13 protein-coding genes and 1 pseudogene are annotated in these 21,649 nt (G+C 48.4%); 1 reads left to right on the forward strand and 13 read right to left on the reverse strand.

Features of this window, described 5'->3' with window-relative positions; all coding sequences use genetic code 11:
• Positions 1-46: 46 nt before the first annotated feature.
• The 8 genes from M2133_RS00210 to M2133_RS00245 all read right to left on the reverse strand — a co-directional run bounded on the left by M2133_RS00210 (position 47) and on the right by M2133_RS00245 (position 12,875).
• The gene (locus M2133_RS00210; RefSeq protein WP_277463928.1) at positions 47-1,558 is read right to left on the reverse strand and encodes a RagB/SusD family nutrient uptake outer membrane protein; all 1,512 of its coding nucleotides are present in this window, start codon (positions 1,556-1,558) and stop codon (positions 47-49) included.
• Between the two features lie 28 nt (positions 1,559-1,586).
• Positions 1,587-4,727: a TonB-dependent receptor gene (locus M2133_RS00215; RefSeq protein ID WP_277463929.1), complete on the reverse strand. Its 3,141-nt coding sequence runs from the start codon at positions 4,725-4,727 to the stop codon at positions 1,587-1,589.
• 393 nt (positions 4,728-5,120) lie between these two features.
• Entirely contained in the window at positions 5,121-6,752 is a 1,632-nt protein-coding gene (locus tag M2133_RS00220) for a tetratricopeptide repeat protein (RefSeq protein WP_277463930.1), read from the reverse strand.
• A 46-nt stretch (positions 6,753-6,798) separates the two neighbouring features.
• The gene (locus tag M2133_RS00225; RefSeq protein WP_277463931.1) at positions 6,799-8,025 is read right to left on the reverse strand and encodes a 6-bladed beta-propeller; all 1,227 of its coding nucleotides are present in this window, start codon (positions 8,023-8,025) and stop codon (positions 6,799-6,801) included.
• Positions 8,026-8,057: 32 nt separating this feature from the next.
• On the reverse strand, positions 8,058-9,233 hold the full coding sequence (locus tag M2133_RS00230; RefSeq protein WP_277463932.1) for a 6-bladed beta-propeller: 1,176 nt from the start codon (positions 9,231-9,233) through the stop codon (positions 8,058-8,060).
• A 35-nt stretch (positions 9,234-9,268) separates the two neighbouring features.
• Positions 9,269-10,450 carry a 6-bladed beta-propeller gene (locus M2133_RS00235; RefSeq protein WP_277463933.1) on the reverse strand — a complete coding sequence of 394 codons (1,182 nt, stop codon included), beginning with the start codon at positions 10,448-10,450 and terminating at the stop codon, positions 9,269-9,271.
• A gap of 26 nt (positions 10,451-10,476) precedes the next feature.
• Positions 10,477-11,661, reverse strand: a complete 1,185-nt coding sequence (locus tag M2133_RS00240) for a 6-bladed beta-propeller (RefSeq protein ID WP_277463934.1) — start codon at positions 11,659-11,661, stop codon at positions 10,477-10,479.
• A 32-nt stretch (positions 11,662-11,693) separates the two neighbouring features.
• Entirely contained in the window at positions 11,694-12,875 is a 1,182-nt protein-coding gene (locus M2133_RS00245) for a 6-bladed beta-propeller (protein WP_277463935.1), read from the reverse strand.
• Between the two features lie 393 nt (positions 12,876-13,268).
• Here M2133_RS00245 and M2133_RS00250 point away from each other — a divergent pair.
• Positions 13,269-13,625 (forward strand): annotated as a pseudogene (locus M2133_RS00250) (KilA-N domain-containing protein); the annotation flags it as partial.
• Positions 13,626-13,733: 108 nt separating this feature from the next.
• Here the strand turns inward: M2133_RS00250 and sppA are convergent.
• The 5 genes from sppA to M2133_RS00275 form a co-directional block, all read right to left on the reverse strand.
• A complete protein-coding gene (gene sppA, locus M2133_RS00255) occupies positions 13,734-15,539 on the reverse strand; it encodes a signal peptide peptidase SppA (RefSeq protein WP_277463936.1) in 1,806 nt (601 codons plus the stop codon).
• A gap of 114 nt (positions 15,540-15,653) precedes the next feature.
• A complete protein-coding gene (locus tag M2133_RS00260; RefSeq protein WP_277463937.1) occupies positions 15,654-16,883 on the reverse strand; it encodes a DUF4861 domain-containing protein in 1,230 nt (409 codons plus the stop codon).
• A 69-nt stretch (positions 16,884-16,952) separates the two neighbouring features.
• Positions 16,953-18,347 carry a glycoside hydrolase family 88 protein gene (locus tag M2133_RS00265; protein ID WP_277463938.1) on the reverse strand — a complete coding sequence of 465 codons (1,395 nt, stop codon included), beginning with the start codon at positions 18,345-18,347 and terminating at the stop codon, positions 16,953-16,955.
• Positions 18,348-18,410: 63 nt separating this feature from the next.
• The gene (locus tag M2133_RS00270; protein WP_277463939.1) at positions 18,411-19,493 is read right to left on the reverse strand and encodes an alkaline phosphatase; all 1,083 of its coding nucleotides are present in this window, start codon (positions 19,491-19,493) and stop codon (positions 18,411-18,413) included.
• Between the two features lie 29 nt (positions 19,494-19,522).
• Positions 19,523-21,625: a metallophosphoesterase gene (locus tag M2133_RS00275; RefSeq protein WP_277463941.1), complete on the reverse strand. Its 2,103-nt coding sequence runs from the start codon at positions 21,623-21,625 to the stop codon at positions 19,523-19,525.
• Positions 21,626-21,649 lie beyond the last annotated feature (24 nt).

Consider the following 21,649-nt stretch of genomic DNA (forward strand, 5'->3'; position numbering starts at 1 on the left):
CCCGGTAATTATTAATCATTCAACCGCATGGCGTGTCAAATACTACTTAATCGATCGCATTATTCGTATTCACTTCCTGGATAGGTATGGGGTAGAAGTTGTTTTTCGCCGGATCGAAGCCGGTACGTCCGACGGCATTCAATGCTTCTTTCACCTTACCCCAGCGGCGCAGGTCGTAGAAACGCATATTCTCCAACGGGAATTCGATCATGCGTTCGTGTTCGATCTGGGCGCGCACTTCGGCCTGTGCGGTTCCGGTCATCGCCGGCATATCGGCACGGGCGCGTACTTCGTTGATCAACGGAATAGCTTCGGCCGGGCGTCCGAGTTCGTTCAGGACTTCCGCTTTCATCAACAAGACATTGGCATAACGCATCAATACGATGTTCGGACCGAAGTAGTTGTTGTTCATCCCTGCGAAGTCGGCCGGCATGTATTTGCGGAAAGCAGGTTTGTCGGCACCGTCGAACCAATCGTCGTAGGTATAACCGTAGACCCGTCCGGCTTCGGGATCGTTGAAATACTCATCGCGGATGAATAAGGTCTCGTACAGGCGGCTGTCGTAGCGTCCGGTCGTGGCGATCTTACCTTCTTTTTTGTATTCTTCCACCAGGCGGTCGGTCGGCAGGATCTCTTCCCAGCCCCATAATTCACCACAACCGATAAAGCGGTGCAACTGCGTACGGTAGCGTGCGCCGTTGGAGGTGTCCAGCGTCAGTTGCAGTTCGAAGATGCCTTCGGAAGAGTTCTTATTCGTGGCGTCGAACAGGGAACGGAGTTCTTTGACCAATGAATATCCGGTCACATTGTTGAGGGCATTGAGCGCCGCGTTCAGTTCGGCGTCTTTCTTGTCGGCTTCTTCGTAGGCGCGGGTCAGGTGTGCCCAGCCCAGGAAGGCATACGCGGCGCCACGGGTGGCACGCCCGGTCGCTTCAGCGCTGCGGGTAACGGGCAGTTGGGTGGCTTTCGTGAAGTTGTCGATGATAAAATCCCAGGCTTCCGAGCGGCTGGCCAGGGCTTTGTCGAGTTCGTCCGTCGAGGTGATGTATTTGTCGCGGATCACGATTCTTTCCCAGTTCAATAAGAGCTTCATGTGGTAGTATCCCCGCAGGAAATAGCCTTCGCTCTGGAAGGTGGTACGGTCTTCTTCGGATATCTTACCGGCAGGAATCAGGGGCACGTTTTCGATCACCTGGTTGCTGTAGTTGATGCCGTAGTAATTATCGCGCCAGTAGGCCGAGAACTGGGAGTTCCCGTTGGTATAGGTGAAGTTGGCCAGTTCGATCCAGTTGGGATAGTTGTAGGCATCAGCACCCGGCTTGATGATATCTTCGCGGTAGGCTTCCACGGGGAAATAGACTTCGGGGAATTCCCACGTATCAGTCGAGGCTTCCAGTTTGGAATAGGCAGATGCCAATGCGGCTTCCGCGTCCGAACGGTCTCTCCAGAAAGAGTCGGAGGTCAGTTCATCCGGTGAACTCACCGTCAGAAAATCTTCGCAACTTGTCAGGGCTCCAGCCAATAAGAGGCTCAAAGCGATATATTTGAATTGTTTCATATCTTTTCAGTATTTATAGGGTGAACGATTAGAAAGTGAGTTGTAGTCCGAATACGTACGAGCGGGTAAACGGATAGATATGGGTGTCGATCCCGGCATTCAGGACGGATGCGCGTGAGAACTCCGGATCGATACCGGAATACGAGGTGATCGTGAACAGGTTTTCCCCACTGACATAGAAACGCAGGCGATCCAGGCGCATACTCTTCGTCAGGCTGCTGGGTAAAGAATAACCAAGCTGCAACTGGCGCAGGCGGATATAATCTCCTTTTTCCACGAAACGATCCGATTCACGGGTGTTCCCGTTGATATCCTGCAGGACGGCACGCGGCACATCGGTGTTGGTGTTCTGCGGAGTCCAGGCATCCAAGGCCGTATCCAGGAAGTTCGAGCCCGAGCTCATGCCTTCATAGAAATAACGGTTGGCATTGTAGAGTTTACCTCCCCAACCGCCGCCCAAGAGGACAGAGATATCAAAACCTTTGTATGATGCACCGAGCGTCAGGTTGGCTTCCACCTTCGGGATAGCCGCGCCACAGTTCTCTTTATCGTCTTCATCGATCACACCGTCGCCATTCACATCCTTGAAACGGATATCTCCCGGGCGGGCATTCGGTTGCAACAGTCTGCCATCCGCGTTCTTATGGGCGGATACTTCATCCTGGGTCTGGAAGATGCCGTCGGTACGGTAGACATAGTAGCTTGCGATCGGCTGGCCTACGCGTGTCTGCGTCGGGAAGTGTTCGGTTCCCCATTTCAAGCCTTCTCCGTAGAGTGCCTGCTTGGGATCGGAGAGTTCCAATACTTCGTTGCTGGTGGTCGTCAGGTTGAAGCCGATACTGTAGTCGAAATCGCCGGCGCGGTCGTTCCAGTTCACTTCCAGTTCGATACCGGTATTCCGTATCTCACCCACGTTCATCACCGGGTTCCAGAGCCCTACCGAAGGCGCCAGCTTTTTGGTGATCAACATATCGGATGTCTTATTATAGTAATAGTTGAACGAACCGAAGAGTTTACCGTTCAATAAGCCGTAGTCGAACCCGATGTTCTTCGTATCGGTCGTTTCCCACTGCAGGTTCCGGTTGGCTAAGCCCATCGCGATGCTGCCCGGCCATGGGGTGGAACCGCTTCCTTGTACCGAACCGCCGTAGAGGTTGTTGTAGGTTGAGATCAACGCCTGGAAGTCATAATAACCCAGTGCCTGCTCGTTACCCAGTTGCCCCCAGCTTGCGCGCAGTTTCAAGTTGTTGAATAAGCCGTCTTTCGGGAAGAATTCTTCCTCGGAGATACGCCAGCCCAACGCCACGGAAGGGAAGAAACCCCAGCGGCTGTCTTTACCGAACTTGGACGAACCGTCCTGGCGGAAAGTGGCTTGCAGCATATATTTACCGGCATACGCATAGTTCAGACGGCCGAAGAAAGAGACGCGGCGATAGTCGTAGAGGCTGCCGCCACCGGTATAGGTTCCTCCCTTGCCGGCGTTGATCGTGCCGAAGTTCGGATCAAGGAAGCCGGCGTTCTTTTCGGAAGTAACCAATTGTCCGTCTTTCACTTCATAGACGATGGTTTTTCCTTCCACTGCCACACTGTTCCAGTTGTAATCCTGCAAGGTAACCGAGTTACCGGCCATCACATTCAGTGAATGATCGCCGAAAGATTTATTGAATGTCAGGATATTGTCGATCACCTGCTCTTGCCAGTACGACGTTTCTTCGCTATGATACGGATACTCTGTCTTGGCTTTGATGTCGGCGATGTAGGGAGGCGTATGGTATTCGTACCGGCTATGGCTACCTCGGTAAGAATAGGAGGTACGGAAGTTCAGCCAGTCCGTGAAGTTGGCGGTTACCGAGGCGTTTGCCGTCGTATGGTAGTTGTGCGTCACCGCCTTGCGGTAGTGGTTATCGGCCAATACGTTCCGGTTGCTGGGCAAGCCGTTACTGTCGGTCAGACCGTAGCCGTATTCTTTAGTGTCGTCGAAGACCGGCACCAACGGAGAGATCATATATACCTCTTTCAAAGAGTATTGCGGCTGGTTGCTCTTGGTCATGCGGAAACCGACGTTCGCATCGATATCGAAGATGCCTTTGGTCACCGCCAGCTTCATGCGGGCATTCTCCATTTTGAACTGGTTGCCCAGGAGGATCCCTTTATCGTCGGCATGGTTGTAGGACACCGAGTAGCGTGCATTGTCGTTGCCACCCCGTACGCTCAGCATATAGTTCTGTGAAAGTCCGTTACGGAACACTTCGTCCTGCCAGTCGGTATCGACATTGCCGGGATTGGTGATGTAACCGGGCAATTCAACCGGCTTGGAAGCGTCGGCGTTGTAGTTTTCGTACATTTGTTTGTGCACCTGTACATAGCCTTTGGCATTGAGCAGTTCCAGTTTCTTGGCGATCTGGGTGGAGTTGAGGTAAGCGTTCAGGTCGATCTTCAATTCTCCCTTTTTGCCGTTCTTGGTGGTCACGATAATCACCCCGTTGGCGGCGGTCGATCCGTAGATCGCAGCGGCGGCACCGTCTTTCAGTACCTCCATCGAAGCGATATCCTGCGGATTGATGTTATTGATGTTTCCCGGGAAGCCGTCGATGATATAAAGCGGTTCGTTGTCGCCAAACGACTTCACCCCACGGATCTTCACCGATACGCCGGCTCCGGCATTCCCTCCGGACTTCCGGATATTCACCCCGGCAACTTTCCCTTGCAGCGCTTCCGCCGGATTGGTTGTCGCGCGGCTGGCCAGTTCATCGACATTCACCGAAGAGATTGCGCCGGTGAGGTCACTCTTTTTCATCGTGCCGTAACCGATCACCACCACTTCATCCAATCGTTCGGCATCTTCTTTGAGCTTGATCTCCAGGCGGGGCTGACCGGTGTAAGCCACTTCCTGCGTCATGAAACCGATATAGGAGAAGACCAGGATGTCTCCCCGTTTGACCGAGAGTTCGAATTCACCGTCCAGATTAGTCACTGTTCCTTCGACCGTGCCTTTCTTTACAATGTTTACACCCATGGCGGGCATGTCTAAGTCATCGTAGACAATCCCTTTTAATAGTACGTTTTGAGCAAAACCCAATACGGGCAAAAAGGAAAGGAGAACCCCAACTGTGGCTATCCTCAGGAAAGAACCGGCCCACGACCGGCTTAGTCTTTGTGATATTCCCATGACGTTTTGTAAATTAGATTTATAAACTAAAAAACTTTTCTGCAAGGATAGGGGATTGCCCGGCTCGGAGGAGGAATTTTGGGTCTAAGAATGATCTACAAAAGAGGGAAAATGAGGGGAATTATATCTACAAAGGGAAAGGATTGGGATTGGTTGTCAGGGGGATAGGGGGAGAGGGCGATCTACAAAAGGGGAATAGGAACTCATAGGAACTCATAGGAACTCATAAGAATTCATAAGAACTCATAAGAGCTCATAAGAACTCATAGGAGCTCATAAGAACTCATAAGAACTCATAAGAAAGTAAGAAGGCCTGGGAATTCCTATGAGTTCTTATGAATTCTTATGAGTTCCTATGAGTTCTTAAATAGCCCCCCTCCTGAGCCCCCCTCCTCAAATATTCTTCATATACTCCGTCAGGCTCTCGTCGCTTTCGAGGTTGAGGTGCTTGCGCAGCCGGTAGCGGGCCATGTTGACGGTCTTGGGGGTGGAGTCGATGACGGAGGCGATCTCTTTCGTTGATAGTCCGATCCGCAGGAGGGAGGCCAGCCGCTGTTCATTCTTCGACAGGTCGGGGTGGAGCTGGGACAATTTATCGATAAACGCCGCATTGATCTGATCGATCAACAACTCCGTCTCCGTATTCTTTGCATTGAACTGGGAGATATAGGCATTGATACTGCGCAGGTGCCGGTCGGCTTCACTTCCGGACAATCTGTATCCTTCTTTGATCATCGCCTGGATATGTGCCAACATATCGTTTCGGCTGCGCACGAAGAAAGCGAAGTTCGTCAGTTCATGCCGGCTGTATGCCAACTCTTTCTGCGTGGCGTTGGCTTCGATCTCGGCCTGTTGCAGTTTGAGGGTGATCAGTTCTCTCTCCTGGCTGTCCAATTTTTTGGCTGCTTCGAGCCTTTCGAGTTTTTTCTGATGGCGGTTGTGGTAGATGGCGTAGGAGAGTGCCAACACCAGCGCGATCGCGATCAATAGGGCAATGAAGATAGATAAGCGCAGGCTCCGGATCTCGAACTTTTGCTCCTGCACGATCATCTCCTGTTCCTTGGCGCGCAGGCGTTTCTGGATGACGTTCAATTCGATCTGCCGCATCTCGTTCAAGGTCAATAGCTCATGCTCCGTATTGTAGAGATCGAGCAGGTGTTGATAGGCCTCTTTGTAATTGTTTTGCGCGGCATATACCCAGGAAGAATAGCGGTAGTTGTCGGAAATCAACTCCTTGGCATTGATCTGCCGGGCATAATGAATAGCAGTGTCGAGTGCGCCCAAAGCCCGGTCGTAAGCTTTGGCATAGAAATACTGGGTGCCCAGGTTGTTGTAGTTCTCACCCAGCGACCAGACGGTGCCCAGTGAGTCGTTGATGGCGATCGCTTCATACAACAGACCGATCTTCTCTTGCGTATCCCCTTCGTAGAGGCAAAGATTATTCAGGTTGGAAGCAATGGCCTGGATATTACCGATCTTGCGATTGATTTCCAAGGCGGTCTTGAAACATTCTTCGGCTTTCTCGTTGTCGGGCACCTGGATATAGACCAATCCTTTGGAGTTGTAGCTGCGCGCCAGGTTCACGGAGTCGTTTAGTTCCTGATAGAGTTGCAGCGCCTTGTCGACATAGGTAAACGCCTGGGTCAGGTCCCTCAGTTTGATGTACGAATTAGACAAACGCACATCGATATACGCCTGCAGAAAGAGATTGTCGGGCGGACAGGCTTCCATAGCGTTGGTCAACGCCTCAAACCCCATATCGAAATCCCCCTGGTTCATGTACGCTTCGCCCAGGGTGGCGAGCACCATGGCCAGGTAGCTCTTGTCTTCGATCTTCTGAGCTTCGGTCATGGCCGAGTTCGCGTAGTAAATGGCGCGTGAAGGATCGGCTTTCAGCATCTCTTCCGCCTTGGATAACAGATCGTCGATACGCTTTTCGGAGGTAAACGTCTGCGCATCAGCCAGACTCACCTGACCTATACAGCAGCATAAGAATAAATAAACGAATCGCGTGAGTTCCCTCATAACAAACACTTTGTTTTGAAAGGGCTAAGATACGAAAATTTTTATCTTAACGTACGATGATCACCACCGGATTGTCGTCTTCGTCGAGCGACTGCGCCAGGCGGTAGGCTTTCTCGAAGTGGGCGCCGTATTTCTTTTTATTGATTTCAACATCTTTCTCGGCAAAAGCCTCTTTGAAGGCCTCGACGGTCTTCCATTGGAAACGGCAACCATCGGCCTGGATCCTGGTGGGGAAGAAAGGCAGGCCTCCGTCGATATCGTTGGTCAGGCCTTTGTCGGTGGTGATGTATCCGCCATCGCCAAAGCTGGTGGCCTTGCCCGTCTCTTTGTTGTAGACCGCGAAGAGGCTTTTCATACTGAATCCCCAACTGAGTATCATGTAGAAGAAATGTTCGTCTTCCTGCATATCGGTCAGGAAGAGTTGCCCGTTGATCTGGCTTAAGACGGCATCGCGCTCGTTGATTGTTCCCTCGGGTGATCCCGACATCCGCATCTCGCCCAGGTCGAGGATGATATACGGCTTGAGCCCTTGCGTTTCAATTGTGAAGACCGTATCGTTACCAAACTCATTGAAGCGCACATTGCCTTTGTAGCGGTAGAGTGGGCGTATGGGGGTGGTGATCGACACGATATTCTCTCCGCTCATGCGTGGCGTAAGGTTCTCGTAGCGCCTGATTTCATTGCCTTGTCTGTCGTAGCGGTGGAGGAACCAGGTCGGCTCGGTCTCTCTCGGGTCTTTCGGGATGCTCAACTGGTGCGCGATCAGTTCCCCTTCCGGGCTGATAGCCATCTCCATCAGGCGGTCTGTCGTTGGGAAATGATTGACATAGTTGCCTTGCGCATCAAATTCAAGGATCTTATTGGTCGACAACAGGAAGAAACCCCCGGTCTGCGGATCGGCCACTACGGAACCTACCCGGTTGTACTCCATCGGCGCATTCCCTTTCCGGGAGACCGGTCGCAGGAACTTTCCGGTCGGACCGAACAACAGGAGCTGTTGATTGCTTCCGATCACCAAATTTCCGTTCTTCAACCGGGCGATCCGGGAGATATTGCCGACCAATGCTTCATCGGTCGTCTCCAATGCCACATATTCAATCTCCGAAGTGATTGTCGACAGAAACTCTTCCCCCGTCTCTTTCACAATCGTTCCCAGATGCAGGGTCGTAGGTGTTTCACTGTTTTCATCGAACACCTTATTCTTCTCCCCTTTACATCCGCAAAGGATCAGGAACAGGCCGGAAATAAATAAAAGCTGATACGTCTTTATCATACAATTAATAATTAACCATTAATAATTAATCATTATCTAAACTTTGCGACCATAATCACCGGATTGTCCTCTTCATCGAGCTCTTTGGCGATCTCTTTCAAGCGGCCTTGCAGCTGGTTGCTCTCGTAGGCATCCAAAAGTTCCATCGGGTCAAGGGTTTTGAAACCAATGCCATTCGTGCCGGGTGACATTTTACTTCTTTGTCCGGAAAGGATCAAAGAATGGCCAGATGCGGGATGGTCTTTGTTTGCGATTAGTGCTTCGTAGATTTCTCCTTTCTTCTTGTCGTGTATATAATACTTACGGGGGTATCCCGAATGTTGAGTGTTGTGGTTTGCCCTTTCCATTGTCATGAAATAAGTATAACCGGGAGAGTCAATCAGCGTATAAAGGAATATCTCCGACTCCATAACATGGATACTTGGGGTACGTACAATCGCCGGGTGTAAAGAAAGGGTTGCGGGATCAAATGAAAAAATCGTGTCACTCGATAAATCTTGTACAAATAAGCCATTGGAAGTCGGCGTGATCGGATACGAAGCAATAGTAGCAATTGATGTGTTGTTGTTTGCATCTGTTTGCATAAGGATTTCAGGTATTTCCTTTTCGGCAGGTATGGTGAGGGCTTTGACGAGTCTACCGTCTTCTTTAGAAAGGATAAAGAAGTTGTTATTCAATCCCGCTTCATGTTCTTTGCTGAATGCAATCAGGTGATTCGCATCGAGGATTGCGAAGCTTCTGTATATTCTCTCCGGGATGAACGCTAAAGTTCTTTTGTAATTTCCTTCCAGGTCATAGACCAATATCTTTTTCATACTATTGCTCTTGACAAAGAGTTCTTTTTGCTGTTCATCGCAAACGACGGATATAATGCCGGAATACTCTTCGGCACTTCCTCCCTGGCGTTTGATATGTCGGATGGCTTTCCCCCGGCCATCAAAAAGTAAGATGTCTCCTTTCATGGCTTCGACATTCAGGATCAGATCTTCCCCCAAACCACTTACCGGTCCTTTCCATAACATATCATCTCGCGTTTCTAATGGAATATAGCTGACTTCGGCAATGTCTTGTAAGTAGATTTCTTTGACCGGATACTTCTGAGTGAGGTCAAAAATCAGTATCTCCGGAACAGTCTCTCCCTTCTTTGTTGAACATCCGCAAAGGATCAGGAAAGAACAGTAAAGAAATAACAAGTAATGCGTCTTCATCTTATAATTAATAATTAACCATTAATAATTAATCATTACCGAAACCGTGCCACCAGAATAACCGGATTATCCTCTTCGTCGAGCTCTTTGGCGATCTCTTTCAAGCGGCCTGTTAAGTGGTTGTTCTCGTAGGCTTCGACCAGGTCGGCGGCTTGTAATACTTTCAGGCAAACATTTTGGTTGTTTAGCGAAAGCTGTGTGCGCTCGGGCAGGATGGGAGTCAACTTTTCCGTATGGAAGTCGTCGTTTTGGAAATTCTGTCGGTAGAGCTTACCTTCTTTTTTGTCGTAGAGCAGTATGCGGTCCTCCATTTTTGCACGCATACCTTCGCCGGTCACTTTCTTCTCAATGGTATAATAGAATGTATACTCCCGACTATCCATCGCCTGGAAAAGGAAGACTTCGGGATCCATTGTCGCGCGCGACGGTTGCTGGATCGCTATAGGCGTTAATTCCATCGCCCGGTTCATGGAGAAGATGGTGTCATTGGATATTTCGGTCAGGATAAAGTTCGGATGGGCAGCCTGCAGCGGATAAGTCATAAATCTATAGACCATCACATTGTCGCCGTCTTGCACCCTAAGTAGGGAAGTGAGTTTCTGTTTGGTTTGCGGGATGGAGAATTCCTCTTCAATCGCACCGGTTTCTTTGGAAAGGATCAGGTACGAATTGATAATCGTCTCATCGTAGACATTGTTGTAAGCGATCAACCGCTCGGCATCCCAAACCTTTAGATCCGTATACCGCTTATCCGGTGCATAGTCCAAAGCTCTTTTGAAGTTACCCTCCAGGTCGTACACAAAGACCTTCTTCTTATTTCGATCGCTAAAGTAGAGCTCTTGCCCGTCTTCGTCGAACAGGAAATCGCTATAAGGAGAATATTCTTCTCCGCTGCCTCCCTGACGGTTGACCTTCCGTAGCGCTTTACCCGTGCGGTCGAAGAACAAGATATCACCGGTTGAATGATTTTGATTCAGAATATACCGGTCGGTGAATGCCGTCACCGACCATCCCTGCCACAACATCTCGTCGGATGTCTCCAACCGGATATAGTCCACCTCGGCAACATCCTGAAGCAACATCTTCTTTTCCGGATATTCCCGACTGACATCGACCGTCACCACTTCTTGAACAACTGTTTTCTCTTTCGGCGCACAAGCCGGTAGCCCTGCCAAAAGTACTCCTGCGACGCATAAAAATGAAATCAAATTCTTCATATCCATTATCAATTATTCATTATCCATTACTTAAACCTTGCCACCAAAATCACCGGATTATCCTCTTCATCGAGCTCTTTGGCGATCTCTTTCAACCGGCCTGTTAACTGATTGTTCTCGTAGGCTTCCACCAGGTCGCCGGCGTTCAGGATTTGCAGGAATACATTTTTATTGGAAAGCGAAAGCTGGGGCATTACGGGCGGAATATAGACTTTCTTCTCCGGAGTGAAATCCCCGTTTCGGACGTCCTGCTGATAACAGGCTGCTTCTTTTTTGTCATAGATCAGATTATAGGCGATTGCTTTGGTATTATAACCTTCGCCTATGAATTTCTTTGCTGTAGCCGAAAGGAAGATATAGTTGTTGCTCTCCATTGTATAAAACAGGAAAGTCTCGTGTTCCATCGTGGAACGTGAAGGCTTTTGAACGATAATCGGTTTCAATTCCATCGCCTGGTTCAGGGAGAAGATCGTATCGTTGGAAATCTCCGTCAGGATCAGTTTCGGATGGGCAGCCGCCAGCGGATAATTCATAAATACAATCGTCATCGTTTCTCCTCCGCTCTGCAGGGTGTGACGCAAAAACAATTTCCGGCTGGTCGGTGGGATGATAATCTCTTTCTCGATCTCACCGGTCTGTTTCGATAGGATCAGGTAGCTGTTGTCCTCTTCATCTTCCTGCGCGTCGTTATAAACGATCAGATGCTTCGCATCAAAGAGGTGCAGGCTACTGTAGTAGTAATACTTATCCGGCACAAAGTCCAAAACCCTTTTGAAGTTTCCCTCCAGGTCGTACACAAAGATCTTGCGCTTGTCGGTGTCATTCACATAGAGCTCTTCGTTTTCTTCATCGAACAATGCACTGCTATACGGCGAATATTCTTCTCCGCTACCTCCCTGGTGGTTGATTTTCCGGATTATTTTCCCTGTTTTGTCGAATAACAAAATATCTCCGGTGCTGAGATTCTGGTTCAGGATATAGTTGTCGGTAAACGCTTTTACGCCGCCTTTCCACAACATCTCATCGGATGTCTCCAGCCGGATATAGTCCACCTCGGCCATATCCTGCAGCAACATCTTCTTTTCCGGATACTCCCGACTGGCATCGATAGTCACGACTTCTTGAACAACTGTTTTCTCTTTCGGCGCACAAGCCACTAATCCTATCAAAAGCAGCCAAGCGAAACAAAAATAGGAGATCAATACTCTCATACAATTAATAATTAAACATTCATAATTAATCATTATCTAAACCTTGCCACCAAAATAACCGGATTGTCCTCTTCGTCCAACTCTTTGGCGATCTCTTTCAACCGGCCTGTTAGTTGGTTGTTCGCGTAGGCTTCCACCAGGTCGCCGGCATGTAAGACTTGCAGGTAGACATTCTGATTCGCCGCGGAGAATACCGTCTGCTGGGTGGTGATCGTTATTTCCTCTTCCGTCGTGAAATCGCCGTTCCGGATCGCCGGCTGGTAGAGTTTGCCTTCTTTTTTATCATACATCCAATGTTTTCTGGCCGGATTGATGTTGCCATGTTCTCTTTTGAAGATCTTTTCTATCGAGGTGAGGAAAAGATAGTTCGAACTATTGAAGGCATAAAAGAGAAACGTTTCGGACTCCATCGTCCGTCGTGCCGGTTGCTGAACGATAAACGGAGTGAGTTCCATCGCCCGGTTCATCGTAAAGATCGTATCGTTGGAGATCTCCGTAAGAATAAATTCAGGTGGTGTGGCGATCAGGGGATAATTTGGGATAAAGACAAGCAATTCCTGTTCGCCCACCGTCATCCGATGCTGCGTGTTCAGTTTGTTTCCCATCTGGGGGATTAAAAACTCCTCTTCGATCGCACCGGTTTCTCGCGAAAGGATCAGGTAAGTATTAACCTGGTCGTCCGGATAGAGGCTGTTGTAGACGATCAATCGCTCGGAGTCGAAGAGCCGCAGGTCGGTGTAGCGTTTGTCCGCGGCGTGATCGAGCGCTCTTTTGAATGTTCCGTCCAGGGTATAGACCAGAATTTTATTTTTCATCGGATCGTTGAAATACAATTCTTCCTGCTCTTCGTCGAAGAGCAAATTGCTGTAAAGCGAATATTCCTCCCCACTTTCTCCTTTTCGGTTGATTTTACGGATTCCTTTTCCCTTCCGGTCGAAGACCAATACATCGCCGCTCCTGAAATGATAGTCTATAATATACTGGTCGGTAAATGCGCTGACAGCCCATCCTTGCCACAACATCTCATCGGACGTTTCCATCCGAATATACTCCACCTCGGCCATGTCTTGCAACACCATCTCTTTAACCGGAGCCTCCCGACCGATATCGATAACATAGAGTTCGTTCTCCGCTGATTTCTCTTTCGGCGCACAAGCAAACAGGATAAATACGAAAGACACACAGCCGTAGAGGCATTTCAATAAAGTATTCATATTCCGTCTCTTTTTGTTGACGGCATAAAGATATAATTAATTACGAAATAAACGTAATGCTTTTATAATTATCTTTATACGGTTATTGCGTAATTTTTTGTGATGCCCCGCTTTGCACCTATTAACCCTTGTCAATAGTAGAGAAATATAGTTTCCCCGATCATTCCATGAACAGTAGGGAGTATTTGTTTGTTGATAATTATCAACAAATAAATACTCCAGCGATAGGTTCAAAATACAGCCCCCTATCGTTTTGCTTTTCGAACACAAAAAAGCTGCCTTTTTGGAGACTTTTCCATACCTGTTTTTGCCGATAATTATAAATTGTACAGGTTAAAAAGTTATCTTTGTGACAACTCATAACCAAATTGTAACATCTAAAAACTATGTAAAATGGCAAAAATTACGGTAAAAGAGACTGAAATAACAGTAATTACAATACAAGAAAAAGATTATATCTCACTGACAGATATGGTCAGAGGCGTCGAAAATGGTCTGTCTTTAATCGAAAAATGGTTAAGAAATAAAAACACAATCGAATTCTTGGGAATATGGGAAGAAATGTACAACCCAGATTTTAATTCCCCCGAATTCGAGGGAATTAAAAATGAAGCCGGATTAAACAGATTTACCCTTTCCGTGAAGCAATGGACTGAAAAAACTAATTCTAAAGGGATTACAGCAAGGACAGGACGTTACGGTGGCACCTTCGCTCATAAAGACATTGCATTTGAGTTTGCTACTTGGGTATAACTTGAAGTCGAAATTTTCGACTTCAAGTTACAAAATACCCCAAGAGACAAAACACACAAAGGCTGCCCGAAAGGCAGCCTTTGTGTGTTTTATGGGTATCCGGTTTTAATAAGCAATGCCTTCGGTCATGATGGCTTGCTGGAATTCCAGGGCGTTGAGGCTGCGGCGGAGGGATTGTTGCTCGTAGGCTTCTTTGCCCATAAAGGCTTTGACCATACGTACTTCCATACCGCCCATCATCTCTTCCATCATCTTAGTCATAAAATCTTTCTCTTCGGGATAACGTACGGTGGAGTATTTTTCAAGCTCAGCTTTCTCAGCCGCCAGTTTGATGGCTTCTTTGATACCTCCCAGTTCGTCGACCAGGCCGATCTCTTTCGCCTGGGCGCCTGTCCATACGCGTCCCTGACCGATGGCATCGATCTCGGTCTTAGTCATTCCGCGGCCGTCGGCACAACGGGTGATAAACAGGTCGTACCCCCGTTCGATATTCATCTGCATCAAGGCTGCTTCTTCTTCATTCAAAGCACGGGAATAGGCATCGACCAGGAAAGGAATACCGAAGGAACGTCCACCGAAGGTGCTGAACTTATTCGTCCCCACCTCATCGAAAGAAAGTCCCATCTTCTGGGCCAGCTCCGTTCCGTCGGGCACCAGGCCGAAGATACCGATCGAGCCGGTCAGCGTAGTGGGTTCGGCCACGATCGAAGTCGCGCCGCAAGAGATATAATAACCACCGGATGCGGCGTATTGACCCATAGAGACAATCACAGGTTTGACGGCATTGAGTTCCACCACCGCGTTCCAGATATGTTCAGACGCCGAAGCGCTTCCTCCGGGTGAATTCACACGGAACACCACGGCTTTCACGTCTTCATCGTCCTGCAGTTTCTTCAGTTCCGTAGCCACATCCTTCGGACGGATCATCGCGCCCGAACCCATCAGGGGCGAATCGGGATAGAAGTCGTTCACGATCTGCCCTTCGGCATAAAGTATAGCGACCTTATCTTTGTGTTTTTTCTCTTTCTTGGCCGGCACGGATTTCATATTCTTCAGTGTCGCATAGGTCACGTCTTTCGCTTTCTCCACACCAACCAGATCTTTGATATAATCGGCCATGGCGTTTTCGAACAAGAGCTCATCCACCAAGCCGTAAGAAAGGATCTCTTCCGGTTCGGTGAACATCAGCATTTGATCGGCATAAGCGTTCAGTGTCTCCACCGAGATGCCCCGGTTCTCGGAGATACCGGTCAATACGTGCTTCCAGGTATCGTTCAGGTAAGAAGTGACCTGCTCACGGTTGGCATCACTCATCTTCTCCTGGATATACGGTTCGACCGCCGATTTGAAGGTGCCTACCTTAAACACCTGGTACTTGATGCCCAGTTTGTCGTATTGGTTCTTTTTGAACTGCGAAATAGATTGCAAACCTTCCAGGCTGAGTATGCCTTTGGGATTCAACACCACCTTATCCGCCGTAGAGGCCAACAGGTAAGAGGTCTGCAGATAAATCTCGCTATAGGCCACGATAAACTTACCCGATTCCTTAAAGTCGAGCAACGCCTGACGGATCGGTTCCAGGGTAGCAAAAGAAGCATCCAGCAATTCCCCTTTCAGGTAAATGCCTTTGATCTTATCGTTCTCTTTGGCTTTTTTTATCGAAGTGATGATGGCTTCTTCAGTCATGCTCTCCCCGGCACCCAGGATCGCATCCAGCGGGCTTGACTGGTCACAGTCGGAGATCGTACCGTTCAGATCCAGACGAAACACCGTATTGTTCTTTACGGTATACGTCGAATCACTGGTGGCCAGCATGCCGATCAGCGAAACGAAAAACACTATCGATAAAATAAACAATGCGAAAAACACGCCCAACGTAGAGGCGAAGAATGTTTTGAAAAATGACTTCATAATAACTTTCTATTTAAACTATAAAATTGTCGTTCAGGAGATACAAAGCAATATGTTTTATTTAACATATGCAATGTTTTCCTTTAAAAACAATCATTTACGAAATAAGAAAGTTCATTTCTTCTTTTTTAATTTCACTTTAACAGGATGTTGAACGACTTGTTTCCATTCCCGCAGATAGGCAAAAAACTCATCCGCCGTTTTGTATCCGGCTTCTTCTTTGAGCGATGCTGCGGTAACATAATATTCAATCACCGGCTGTTTGTTGTTTTGAATCACAACGAGATGATTGAGCGGATCGGTCGTCATCTTCTCTATATTCTTTTGGGGGACAATTACTCCCAGACCGAAAGTCTCGCGGGCATACTTTAATGAGTCGGGCGTCGGATATTCCGTGCCCCAGACTGCAACTAATCCATCTTTTTCACTATAGGTCTGCGATTGGCGCACCTTCTGCACACCGGTGCTGAACGTCAGATTCTTACCCGCTGCCGCCTGATCAAGGATCACCTGCGCGATCATATCCCGGTGGCGGGCATAATGGATGTAACGGGCCGTCACGTTGATCGATTGTCCCTGATACTTCCAGCCTTCCACGGTCATATCGACCACCGTACGCAGGTTGCCGTCGATCACAATACGCGCGGTGCGTTTGTCCATCGGATCGATATGCGTAGCCGCCTGGCCATCCCAGCCTTTCAAGGTGCCGACACCGACCGAGCTGCCGACCCAGAGGATGTCATCACCGTACTGATCGGCCAATTGCTGATCGGTAGGATACCACTTCGTATCGGCCAGTTCCAGGCGGTATTTCTTTTTGCCGTACACATCCACCGTTGTTTTCTTGTCGAAATAGAGGCGATATCCGATCTTATCCGATTCCCATGCCGGACCGTGATGATACATCTTGTTGTACATATCGTCGGCGGTAGACGAGGCCTCGAGCGTCGGGCTGATGCTCTTATCCGGATTATTGAAAAACATCTGGGCATTCATCTCCTTCACGCATGCCTTCGGTTGGCTATTGGCATTGAGATGCAACACGAACGTTTTCTGTTCTTTCGGGCCGAGATCGGTCAGAAAGACCAGTTCGTCCCAAAGGCCATCCCCATCGAGGTCGTCCTGTTGCGAACAGACTTGCGTATTGCCGTTATACACCGCAACATTACCGCCTTTATAACCCGGCAGTTCTTTACGGATATCCGTCAAGCGGATCACTACCGGTTCGTTCTCGCGCAGGCTGTTCAAAGGGTTGCTGACCGTACACTCCACGCGATTCTGTCCGCTGGCCGTACCCCAAAAACTGATTAATAATAAAGCTAAAAGTGCAAAATTCCTTTTCATCGTTATCTCTTTTTTATTTCTATCTTCCATCTTCTATCTTCTACCTTCTACCTTCTATCTTCTCCCCTCCTACGGTTCGATCTCAAAGGTAGCCTGATCCGTGATCACTTCTTTATCATAGAATTGTACGGCGTTATCATTCATTTTCGGATGCGTCTTTTTGAGCAAGACCATCATCTCCCCACCGGCAAGCAATACCGGGCCATACCCATGCGCGGCAAACACATTGACCGGACGATAATAATAAAAAGCCGGATCGAAAGCCATTCCGGTGCCGACACATGTGCCCATCACCTGACCGGCTGCATTAACCTGCTGGGAAACCGCATTCCATGCCAACACGACAGACGGGCCATAGATCCGGGCATCGATCCATCCGTTATTGATCGCCCGGGCAATGGCGTAGATATAAATAGCGGAAGCCGATGTCTCCAGATACGAATCGCTCTTGTCTAATAACTGATGCCATAACCCCTCACCGGATTGCAGGGCAACCAGGCCGCGGATATGATTCTTCAATAGCGCCATGACATCGGCGTATCCTTCGTGCGTTTCAGGCAATACCTCGAGCACTTCCACCAGCGTCATCACCGCCCAACCATTGGCGCGGCCCCATAAAAACGCGGGGTGATCCGTTCCTTCTACCCATCCATGCATGAACAGGTTCTTCTCGGGAATAAACATGCGCGAGGCAAATTGCCGGATCTGCCTGACTGCTTCGTCGTAATACCGGGCTTCGCCCGTGAACTTACCCATCCACGCCATAGCGGGAATACTCATAAACATATCATCCAGCCACAATGTATTCAGTTGGGGACGGTTACGGGCAAGTGTACCGTCGGCCAATCGCATCTGCCCATTCATGATCCAATCCATGTAATTATCAATAATACTCCGGTAATCGGGCGCATTCTCCTGATAAGAGGCCTTGATAAACGCGGCACACATGGAACCGCAATCATCCAATGCCTTTGGCGTGAGCAACTGATGCAACTGCGGATTCTGTATGGATTTGTCGTCTAATAGTTTTCTGAAATGAGGCGCTATCTCGGAGAGATACTGCAAACGGCGGGTGGTATAATCCGAATACTTTTTATCACCCGTCACTTCGCCGATCAAAGTCATACCGGCATAGGTAACCCCCCACTCATAACTGGTCAGGCGGAAGGCACCGCTTTTCAATACGGAGTTGCGATCGATTTTCGTATAATCAGCGATTTCTTCTCCGCTGACGGCATCGACTACCTGCGTGGGTGTTTCTTTATCAAGATAAGTCCAGACCCTGTCGAGCACCTGCTTGATCGAACTTTCAGAGGGTATCCCATAAGGATTCTGATAAGCCGGCTGAAGCAAATGCAACGGAGTATTGGAATCATTGACTTCCTGCTCCGCTTTCGGTTGGCACGCACCTAAAAACACGACGCCGGATAAATATAAAGAAGTAATTAGAATGGCTTGTTTCATTTGTATATCATTTTTGATTTATTGGAGTGTGAAGGTACCGTCTTTTTCACAAATAATAGAAAACTATGGATTGATCCCGTACAATTTCAATACTTTAGGTAAAAAATCCGTATTGTCGAATATGCCTGTAAACGTTTCCGCACCAGGTCCGAAAGCATACACAGGAACTGGGACACCGGTATGCCCTTTGGTGGAGAAACTGGTGGCCATACTGCCGGTTTCAAGATCACCGCTGTTGATTGTCATACCACCCGTTTCATGGTCTGCGGTAACGATGACCAATGTATGTCCGTCTAATTCGGCAAAATCGAGTGCGGCTTTCACTGCACGATCGAAATCAAGCATTTCGTTCGCCACAAACTCATGATCATTGGCATGTCCTCCACTGTCGATAAACGAGCCTTCGACCATCAGAAAGAAACCTTTCTTGTTTTTATTTAAGATATTGATAGCCTTTGCAACCGATTCAGGAAGCATTTCACCACGGGCAGGATAACGCTCTTGTGCTACATCAGCGAGTAAACCCAGAAGGTTACCTTCCTGAACAGCTTTCACTTCATCCATCGAATAGGCTACATGAAAACCTTTTGCCCGCATTGAGTCAGTGAGGTTCTTAGCATCTGTTCGTTCTTCAAAATATTTACGTCCGCCACCAATGGCTACGTTGATTTTCGAATGCGACAACTGCAATGCGATTTTCTCATTTTCGGTTCTTTTCCCTACATGTGAGACAAAAGCAGCGGGTGTGGCATGAGTTAATTCGCAGGTTACGACCATACCGGTTGAAAGGCCAAAGTCCGCGGCATATTCAAGCATGGATTTCACAGGGATAGTATCGGGTGTTACGCCCAACATACCATTATTGGTTTTCACGCCACAGGCAATCGCTGTACCACCCGCTGCCGAGTCGGTATTATATCTATTCGCCGAAAATGTTGTGGCAAGCCCTACATATTGAGAACGTTCAAGAGCAAGACTACCTTTATTTGCCGTGTAACCGGCATACATCTGGGTAAGCCCCATGCCGTCGCCAATCAGCAGGATAACATTACGAACGTGAGGATCTTTTTCGGGCGCAGTCGTACATCCCCAAAAAAGGAATAATATAACCGGTAAATACAAGAATGATTTGATTTTTTGATACATAATATTAGTTTTTAAATGAAAGGATATGACTATATATCTAACTGCATAATATCCGAGATATTGTTGCCGTCATGCATCATTCGAACGCATCTGTATTTGAAATCGATCTTGAAATGATCGTTTGGCAACCCTCCCGACAATTTGTCTATAATATGCAGTAAGTGAATAAACTGCCTCTTGAAACGCATTCCCACAGGCATGAGATCCTCCGGGTTCGGTTCAATACCTTCTATTGAAAGAGCCGAAGAAGCTTTCGCTAATGTTCGGGCAATATTGTAAAAGCAGACTCTTGGTTTGATATCTTCGGCGGCAAGCGAGCCGCCGGCACCCAACAGGCGATAATAATCGGTTGCGATCATCAATCCGTTAATATCGCTAAGGCTCTCGCGAGTGATCTCTCTTTTTTCGAGTTCCCGTATCACAACTTGCTCTGCTGCGTGCCAATCCGTTATCAACTTCCCTAACCGTATGTCTTCACTCTCGCCATCAGACAATTTAGCGATCAATCTCGATTCCGAATCGGCCACTGTATCAAGATCCTGCATCCGGACATCCGTATTAAACGCAAGAAGAGTCAGCAAAGATATCCCCGACATGGTGCCAAACGACTCGCGTATTTCCTTGGGCCATTCGCGCGGAAGATATCGTCGCCGGGTCAGCTCCATAAGGTGCCCCTGCGTATAGGCGCGGTAGTTCTTCGACTCCAATATCCGGGCATTCCAAAGTGCCGGCGATTCGCTCTGCGCCAAATGTGCATGTTCAACACGGTAATGATCGAAGAAAGTATCAAAACCAGGGACATCGTCCAGCGTAATGGTTTCAATTTCCGCAGAATCGTTAGGATGAAGTGTCAAAACTTTGAAAGCAGGCACGTAGGCGGCAATCGACGGGATCTGCACATCTACCAGAAAAGCATCTTCCGATGCATAGACGGCGGTGTTGTTTTTATGTAAATGTCCACCAAAATGCAGGCGCAAACCTGTTGCAGCCATTTCACGCATGGTTTCAGCAGTTGGTTGATTTCGCCCGGTTGCAAACATTGCGGCAATATCCGGGCCTGCGCCACGCATCGTATCGAGCATGGGGTAGTGGCTAAACGCGATCAACCGCTTGTTTAAAGCCGCTGCACGATCTACCACGTTCTTTATCCATGTCACCACAGCTTTCTTTTCTACTACCAGCCGGTTCCAACCGGCATTGCCTGCTGCCACAAAGTTGGCCGGAGCCTCGGGATGTAGAAAATCGACATCCGGAGATAGCGAAAATACATTCGCGTCAATACCCAATAGCCAGACGCCCTCAACAGGCTCCACCAAATAACTCAAATCCGGAATACGAATCGAAGGGGCATCAGGAGAAGGAGTAGCCTTTTCATACGCTTCATACATCCGGTTTTCAAGACCTGCCTCTGCACGGGCACGCTCAAATGTATAATCCGTGTACGAATACGTTGAGAATGGTGATTCCCAATAGGTATCCTCTTTTTGGGGATAAGGCCCGAATTGCCCCATATAGTCCAGAAGTCCCTCATAACCCAACGCTCGCATATCAGCCGTTTGCTGACTGAGAACAGCCTGTTGCCGGCCATATTCACCGAGAAAATCACGCTTGCCATGCGGCTGCTCAAAGGGTTTCACCGGATCGTGATTGCCGAATGTAGCAATGAAACGGATTCCATTGCGCAACGTATACTCGTCGAGTATACGCTTCAGTCCACGCATATGCACCGGTTGCCCATCATCACTGAAATCGCCTGTAAGAACAACCAGCTTAATGTTACGGGCTACAATACTATCCAAGGCCGCCTTTAACGCAAAATAATTCTCATTGAACAAGCGGGTGGATGAGAGTTGCGCCGACATGGTGCGGATGGTGGCATTGCGACCGTCCGCACCTTTTATCCCTTGAAATGATCCCTCTTCGAATATGGCATAGACATCATGGAAATGTACATCTGCCAAGAAGGCGATTTGTTGTAGCGAATCCTTTGTCGTGTCGCGAAACGTTTCGCCATGCAACTCAAACTGACGCAAGGCTAACGCATTCATGCCAAGCAAAGTACCGGCACGAAGAAATTCACGACGCGACACAAACCATCGTTTCTTCGTTGATGTTTTCTTTATCGGATTCATTGTCTTATCTGGCATTTTCACGAA

Origin of the sequence: Parabacteroides sp. PF5-6 (assembly GCF_029504695.1) — a bacterium.
In the GTDB taxonomy this organism is placed as follows: Bacteria; Bacteroidota; Bacteroidia; order Bacteroidales; family Tannerellaceae; genus QVMG01.